The following is a 6,403-nucleotide window of genomic DNA, read 5'->3' on the forward strand; positions in this document are numbered from 1 at the left end:
AGTGGGGTCCGTGATATGCTGGCCTCACGTCTTGCCGCTGGCGCTGAGGTTGAAATTGTACCTCGCACTCAAGTCACTCAAGTCCTGGCCGGAAAACCAGTTCCAGCGGAGGAATCGGCTTTGCGTCTCCTTGGCGCTTCGCTCCAGGCAGACTATGTTCTGTCTGGCAGCATTACTGCGCTAGCTGGATCTTTATCGCTTGATTCTACTCTTCACAGTGTAAAAGGAGATCAACCCAAAACCTTTTACGCTACCGCCCCTCGAGAGGAGGAGATTATCGCTGCAATCGATACCCTCTCGTGGCAGATTGCAGAGCAGGCCTTTGGCAAACAAAGGCTAGCGACAACTGCCGCGGTATCCTCTTTACCAGCGGCAGGTTCTGGGAGTGATCCCTACCAAACAACTCATCCTGATCGTCTGCTTATTGGGGGACAGGGCGCTGAAGGTGGTTCATCGATTCTTCGTCCCCTCGGTGTGGTAACCGGGGCGCTTGGTTTTACCAAGAGTCAAACCTTTAACTATGGATTGGTAGCGATGGAGATTGGCGATGTCGATGCCGATGGCCAGGATGAATATGTAGTTGCCTCCTCTCGTGATGTCCGTGTTTATCGCAAAGTTGATAACCGGTTCCAAAAGGTTGGTCAGGTATCTCTTTCCAATCGTTTTAGTATTCATTGCGTGTCGCTGAGTGATCTTAATAATAACGGAAGACAAGAAATTTATGTCAGCGCTGCCGATGCCAAAGAGCCTCGTTCTTTGGTTATCGAATGGGACGGGAAGGAGTTTGCCCATCTGGCCGATAACGTCAGTTGGTATCTTCGGGTTATCGAGATCCCAGGTGAAGGAAAGGTTTTGGCAGGACAAAAATCAGGTATTAAAAGCATCATTACCAAGGGTGTGTATCGGGTTGATTTAAGTAATGGTCAAGTGCTTAAGGGAGATCAGTTGGAGACCGGCGGCTTTAATCTCTTCGATTTCAGTTATGCTGATCTTGATGGTAACGGTGGTCTTGAAGTTGTTGGTATCACTCAGAATGACAAACTCCTGGTACTGACTCAAGCTGGTAAGCTTTTATGGACCAGTGATGACTATTTTGGCGGTACAACCCGTTTTATCGGTGGTGATAGTCCTGAAGATATGAATAAGGACCTGGAGCATGGTCGATATGAGGGTGAAAAAATCTATATCCCAGCTCGAATCGTGATCCGAGATATGAACAATGATGGACTTCCCGATGTTATAATCAATAAGAACTTATCGTCAGCCTCAAGGATTTTGTCTCGGGTTCGCAGCTATCCCAGTGGCGAGATTCATTGTTTGACCTGGAATGGTATCAGTTTAACCGAATTGTGGAGAACCCGTAAGATTGATGGCTATATCTCCGACTATCAATTAGGGCAGGTTCAGACTGAAGCGGCTAAGGACGGTAAGGGGCTAAGTATAAAGTCGGAATTGAATGTTGGGGTTATTCTTAACAGCGGTGGGCTTAATATTTTAAGCAATGCCGATAGTGCGGTTCTTACCTTTCCACTCCATTTGACAGGGGAAGAAGGAAAGTAGAAAGTAGGTTGGGTTAGGCCGTAAGGTTGTAACCCACGCGTACATGGCTTTGGGTGTTGGGTTACGCTTCGCTAACCCAACCTACCGGTTTACCGTTTCTTTTGTTCATTGATCAACTCGTTAAAGTAGATAATAGAGGGAAATTGTTCTGAATTTTTGATTGGTCCTTGGCTACTGGGGCGGGCGACATAGATGAGGTGTTTGATGCCGTGAGTGTGGGCGGAAACGAGAATTTTCTCGGTATCTTCGGCAAGCATGGTTGCCTCATTACTAAAAGGAATTTTTTCTTTCAGACCCTGCCAGAATTTTGGATTTTCTTTCGGCATCCCAATTTCTTCAGCACAGACGATGCCTGTAAAGTGGCCGCTAAGCGCTGTTTTGGTCATTTTGATATCAAGGGTCTTGCTGTGTGCGTTGGTGACCAGGTAGGTCTTTTTAGCCATGCTTTTCAGGTGTTCCAGAAAGTCGATCACGTAGGGGTGAACTTGTATCAAATGATCGATCTTGATTTTTAATGCCGGGATATCGAGATCGAGCTGTTCACTCCAATAGTCGAGATCGGTCCAATCCAGTGTTCCTTCCCGTGCTTGATAGGTAGCCAGTAATTTTTTACGGGCTGTTCTTTCGTCTATGCCATTTTTTTCGGCATAGATCGCAGGAACAAAATGCTCCCAGAAATAGTCGTCAAAGTGCTTATCGAGTAGGGTACCGTCCATATCGAGCAGCACCGTTTCAATCTCCTGCCAATTAATTATCATCTCTTTGCCGCTCCGATCAATTCTTGAATCGCCCCTATTTTTTCCTGAACCAGATAATTTGTAATACCTAGCCTGATTTCGTCGACCGCCCTAGGGTTGATAAAGTTGGCGGTTCCAACTTGGATCGCGCTTGCCCCTGCCAGGATGAATTCAATTGCGTCCTGCCAAGTGGTAATCCCACCGATTCCAATGACAGGAATTTTCACTCGATCAGCTACCTGAAAAACCATACGCAGGGCTACGGGTTTGATTGCCGGGCCAGACAATCCGCCGATGGTGTTGGCAAGAACCGGTTTTTTAGTTTTAATACTGATGGCCATGCCAATTAAAGTGTTAATCAGAGATACAGCATCAGCTCCGCCTTCTTCTACCGCCTTTGCCATGGCCCCGATGTCGGTGACGTTTGGTGACAGTTTTACAATTAAAGGCAGGCGGGTAATTTTTCGCACAGCGGCTGTCACCTCTCTGGCCATACTCTCATTTGTTCCAAAGGCCACTCCTCCTTTCTTGACATTGGGACAGGAGATGTTCAGTTCAATCCCGTTGACACCTTCCACACCGTTGAGTCGTGAGGCAAGTTGGCAATATTCCTCAATGCTATCACCCAAGACATTGACTATGACTCGACATCCTTTTGTCCGCAGATACGGCAATTTCTCGCTGACAAATCGTTCGACCCCGACATTTTCCAGTCCGATAGCATTCAACATGCCACAGGCAGTTTCAACAATCCGAGGCGGCGGATTACCAGGCCGTGGCAGGAGTGAAATACCTTTGACTACTACCGCGCCTACTGAACCCAAATCCACGAAAGATTCAAATTCTTTCCCGTAGCCGAAGGTGCCGGAGGCTGTCATCACCGGATTTGGCAGTCGTAACGAGCCGATATTTAAAGATAGATCGGGTGTGTTTATTGCCATGCGATTTCTCCTTCACAAAAAACCGGACCGTCTTGACAGACATGGAGGTATTTCCCTCCTTTGGTGTTTTCAGTATTGGCTAACACCGTACACCCCAAGCACGCTTTAATTCCACAGGCCATCATTGTTTCAAGGGATACCTGGCAGTTCCATCCGTGGCTGCGGCTGATTGACGCTATTTGTTTCATCATTGGGTAGGGACCGCAGGTGCAGATCTGCCAGGGGTTCTGGTCTTGAATCAGTATTTTCATCAGATCTGTCACTAATCCATGATGGCCTAAACTTCCGTCGTCTGTGGCAAGATGCGGAGTGATTCCCAGTGCAGTGAAATCGTTAGCCAAAGGGAGAAGTTCATCTTTGGTGCGTGCCCCCAAGATAACGGATAGGGCTGGTGACTGTGCTGATTGCCGTATTTTTTTGGCCAGAAACAACAGAGGCGCGATTCCAAGCCCACCACCAATCAAACACATGGCCTTCCCAAGGGTGAAGGCGTTGCCCAGGGGACCGACCACATTAAGAGTTTCGTCAACACTGACTCTGGCCAGCTCTTCTGTGCCTTTACCCAGGATCTTAAAGACAATCTGCAGTGTTCCATCGGAATATGTTTGATGAATAGAGAAAGGCCGTCGCAACAATGGGTCTAGGGTGTTCGTCCCGGCCTTGACATTAATAAACTGACCTGGTTGAGCTTTTTCCACGATTGACGGCGCCAGCAAGGTTAATCGGACAATATCGGCGCTTAGTCGTTCTTTTGATGTGATGGTAACTTCGCATTGTTCCATGAATTTTTTTGTTTCCTCTTTGGCTAACTATCCAGAATGTATTGTGGGTGCGCGGAATTTTTCCACTCTTCGGGAACTTGATAATGATTTTATTAAAGAACGACTGGTAACTAATTGGTAATCGTTCACCGGTAGAACAAAGTAATGCTGTCTACCCCTCTTGGAGGATGAGCGCCAGCAAGCGTTCAAGATCGCTGCCAGTGGCGTATTCAATCTCAATTTTCCCGCTGTCGCCTTTTTGGAATATCTTGGTTCTGGTGCCGAAATAGTCATTCAAGGTTTTGGTCAGGGTCAGGCAATAGCTCTCAGGTAATGCACCTTCCATTTTAGGCCCTTTTTCTTTGATTGGTGGAGGGTTTTTAATCCTTTTTGCCAGGGCCTCGGTTTCCCGCACAGAGAGCGTTTGGGTGATGATCGTGTCGTGGAGGTTCATAACCTCTGCATCACTGTTCAATGTGAGTAAGACTCGGGCGTGTCCTGAAGATATACGATTGCTCGCGACACTTTCCTTCACAAAATCAGGTAATTGGAGAATTCGAAGACTGTTTGCCACAGTAGAACGGTTTTTGCCAACGCGTTTTGATACTGTGTCTTGGGTGAGGCCAAACTCCTCCATCAGTTGGGCATAGGCCTCAGCCTCCTCTATCGGGTTGAGGTTTTCTCGTTGGATGTTCTCGATCAGGGCGAGTTCCAGGCGGTCTGAAATGGCTATATCCTTGATCAGTACCGGCACCTTTTCATGTTCAGCCATCTGCGCCGCACGTAATCGTCGCTCACCAGCGATCAGTTCGTATTGGTTGGCACTTATTTTTCTCACCACCAAGGGCTGGAGAATACCTTTTTCTTTAATTGATGCGGATAAACTCTCCAACTCTTCCGGGTTGAATGATTTCCGTGGTTGGTAGGGGTTTGCTTGAATAAAGGCGATGGGGCAGAGAAAATAAGGTGATTCTTCGTTGGAAAATCCTCTCTCATCTCTTGATGAAAAAAGGTTGCCTTTTTCATCTTCCATCGGCAATAAGGCCATCAGACCCTTGCCTAAAGGGGATAGTGATTTGCTCATTATTGGTTCACCTCCTTTTGTTTGCTGATAAATTCTTTTCCTAAGTTTAAATAACTTAATGCCCCGACTGAACGACTGTCATATTGATGGATTGACTGACCATGGCTTGGGCACTCGCTCAACCGAACATTTCGAGGAATGACTACGTTATATACCTGTTTTTTGAAGTGTTGTTTTACCTCTTTAGCAACTTGATGAGTCAATCGATTTCTCCGGTCATACATTGTGAGCACAATACCTTCAATGGCCAATCGTTGGTTGTAGGAGTTTTTTACTAAACGGATAGTTCTCACCAACTGGCTTAACCCCTCTAGGGCAAAGTATTCACATTGCATCGGAATAATAACCGCATCAGAGGCGGTTAAGGCATTGATGGTGAGCAGACCAAGAGAGGGGGGGCAATCTATGAATATGTACTCGTACGACGTTAGTAGTGGTTCGAGTAATTCGGATAAAAATCTCTCTCGCTTGGCCGTCGAAATTAATTCTACTTCAACTCCGATGAGATCAATGTGGGTTGGCAGAATAAACAGGTTGCCAGTTTGGTCAGCTTGTCTGATGGCTTGAGTGACGTCTGCTTTATTGACATAGCAATGGTAGAGGTGGTGCTCCATCTTTGATGTGTTAATTCCCAAACCACTTGAGGCGTTACCTTGAGGGTCCGAATCGACTACCAATACTTTGTGGCCAAGTTGTGCCACCGCGGAGGCCAGATTGATAGTACTGGTGGTTTTGCCGACACCACCCTTTTGGTTAGCGAAACTGTATATTTTTGCTTTCTTGGACACTTCTTTTGGCATGGTGCTCCTCGTGTTGTTTTTTTGGCGAGCGGGTGTGTGTGGAGGTGTTTGGCTGTGAATTGTTGTTGGATGTTCCACGCTTTTTGTTCTTTGTGATGGACAACCGTTTTGTGGGATAACGATGTTCTGGGTTGTTGTGGTGTCGTTCTTGGGTAGAAGAGATTTTTCACCAAAACACACTGGCTTTTGGTTGTCAAGGGGGGGCTTGAGGGGTGTTGAATTGTTTCACGTGAAACAATTCAACACCAATTAGAAAGAAGGGGTCAAGAGGGCACAAAAAAAGGCCAACTTGAGAAAGTTGGCCTTGGTGATCATTGTTGGTGCCGGAGGTCGGAATCGAACCGACATGAGCTTGCGGCCCGCGGGATTTTGAGTCCCGTGCGTCTACCAGTTTCACCACTCCGGCACAGAAACAAATATAAGAAAATTTATTACTGAAGTCAAATGAAACCATCAGGTTGAGGGAATGAACACCGGAATTTGACAACTTTTCTCTTGATATGCTAATCTTATTGCTGAG

6 protein-coding genes and 1 tRNA gene are annotated in these 6,403 nt (G+C 46.7%); 1 reads left to right on the top strand and 6 read right to left on the bottom strand.

All coding sequences use genetic code 11. From position 1 onward, the window contains the following. Window positions 1–15 precede the first annotated feature (15 nt). Complete coding sequence (locus FP815_08710; GenBank protein ID MBA3015021.1) at window positions 16–1,560, top strand: VCBS repeat-containing protein; 1,545 nt, start codon at window positions 16–18, stop codon at window positions 1,558–1,560. A gap of 89 nt (window positions 1,561–1,649) precedes the next feature. On the opposite strand, the gene FP815_08715 is transcribed toward FP815_08710, so the two are convergent. The 6 genes from FP815_08715 to FP815_08740 form a co-directional block, all read right to left on the bottom strand. After that, window positions 1,650–2,318 carry a GMP/IMP nucleotidase gene (locus FP815_08715; GenBank protein ID MBA3015022.1) on the bottom strand — a complete coding sequence of 223 codons (669 nt, stop codon included), beginning with the start codon at window positions 2,316–2,318 and terminating at the stop codon, window positions 1,650–1,652. Next, window positions 2,315–3,238, bottom strand: coding sequence for a dihydroorotate dehydrogenase (locus tag FP815_08720; protein MBA3015023.1), 924 nt, complete (start codon window positions 3,236–3,238; stop codon window positions 2,315–2,317). The genes FP815_08715 and FP815_08720 overlap by 4 nt, the downstream gene beginning before the upstream one ends. Next, window positions 3,229–4,020, bottom strand: a complete 792-nt coding sequence (locus FP815_08725) for a dihydroorotate dehydrogenase electron transfer subunit (GenBank protein ID MBA3015024.1) — start codon at window positions 4,018–4,020, stop codon at window positions 3,229–3,231. The genes FP815_08720 and FP815_08725 overlap by 10 nt, the downstream gene beginning before the upstream one ends. Window positions 4,021–4,171: 151 nt before the next feature. Continuing rightward, a complete protein-coding gene (locus FP815_08730; protein ID MBA3015025.1) occupies window positions 4,172–5,083 on the bottom strand; it encodes a ParB/RepB/Spo0J family partition protein in 912 nt (303 codons plus the stop codon). Continuing rightward, window positions 5,083–5,883: a ParA family protein gene (locus tag FP815_08735; protein ID MBA3015026.1), complete on the bottom strand. Its 801-nt coding sequence runs from the start codon at window positions 5,881–5,883 to the stop codon at window positions 5,083–5,085. Before FP815_08735 ends, FP815_08730 begins: the two co-directional genes overlap by 1 nt. A 318-nt stretch (window positions 5,884–6,201) precedes the next feature. Continuing rightward, a tRNA-Leu gene (locus FP815_08740) sits at window positions 6,202–6,289 on the bottom strand. Between the last annotated feature and the right edge of the window lie 114 nt (window positions 6,290–6,403).

The organism is Desulfobulbaceae bacterium (assembly GCA_013792005.1).
In the GTDB taxonomy this organism is placed as follows: domain Bacteria; phylum Desulfobacterota; class Desulfobulbia; order Desulfobulbales; family VMSU01; genus VMSU01.

Excerpts from the sequence above, each read along its gene's own strand:
- FP815_08710 (MBA3015021.1), top strand. The coding sequence starts at position 16 with ATGCTGGCCTCACGTCTTGCCGCTGGCGCTGAGGTTGAAATTGTACCT.
- FP815_08715 (MBA3015022.1), bottom strand. The coding sequence starts at position 2,318 with ATGATAATTAATTGGCAGGAGATTGAAACGGTGCTGCTCGATATGGAC.
- FP815_08720 (MBA3015023.1), bottom strand. The coding sequence starts at position 3,238 with ATGGCAATAAACACACCCGATCTATCTTTAAATATCGGCTCGTTACGA.
- FP815_08725 (MBA3015024.1), bottom strand. The coding sequence starts at position 4,020 with ATGGAACAATGCGAAGTTACCATCACATCAAAAGAACGACTAAGCGCC.
- FP815_08730 (MBA3015025.1), bottom strand. The coding sequence starts at position 5,083 with ATGAGCAAATCACTATCCCCTTTAGGCAAGGGTCTGATGGCCTTATTG.
- FP815_08735 (MBA3015026.1), bottom strand. The coding sequence starts at position 5,883 with ATGCCAAAAGAAGTGTCCAAGAAAGCAAAAATATACAGTTTCGCTAAC.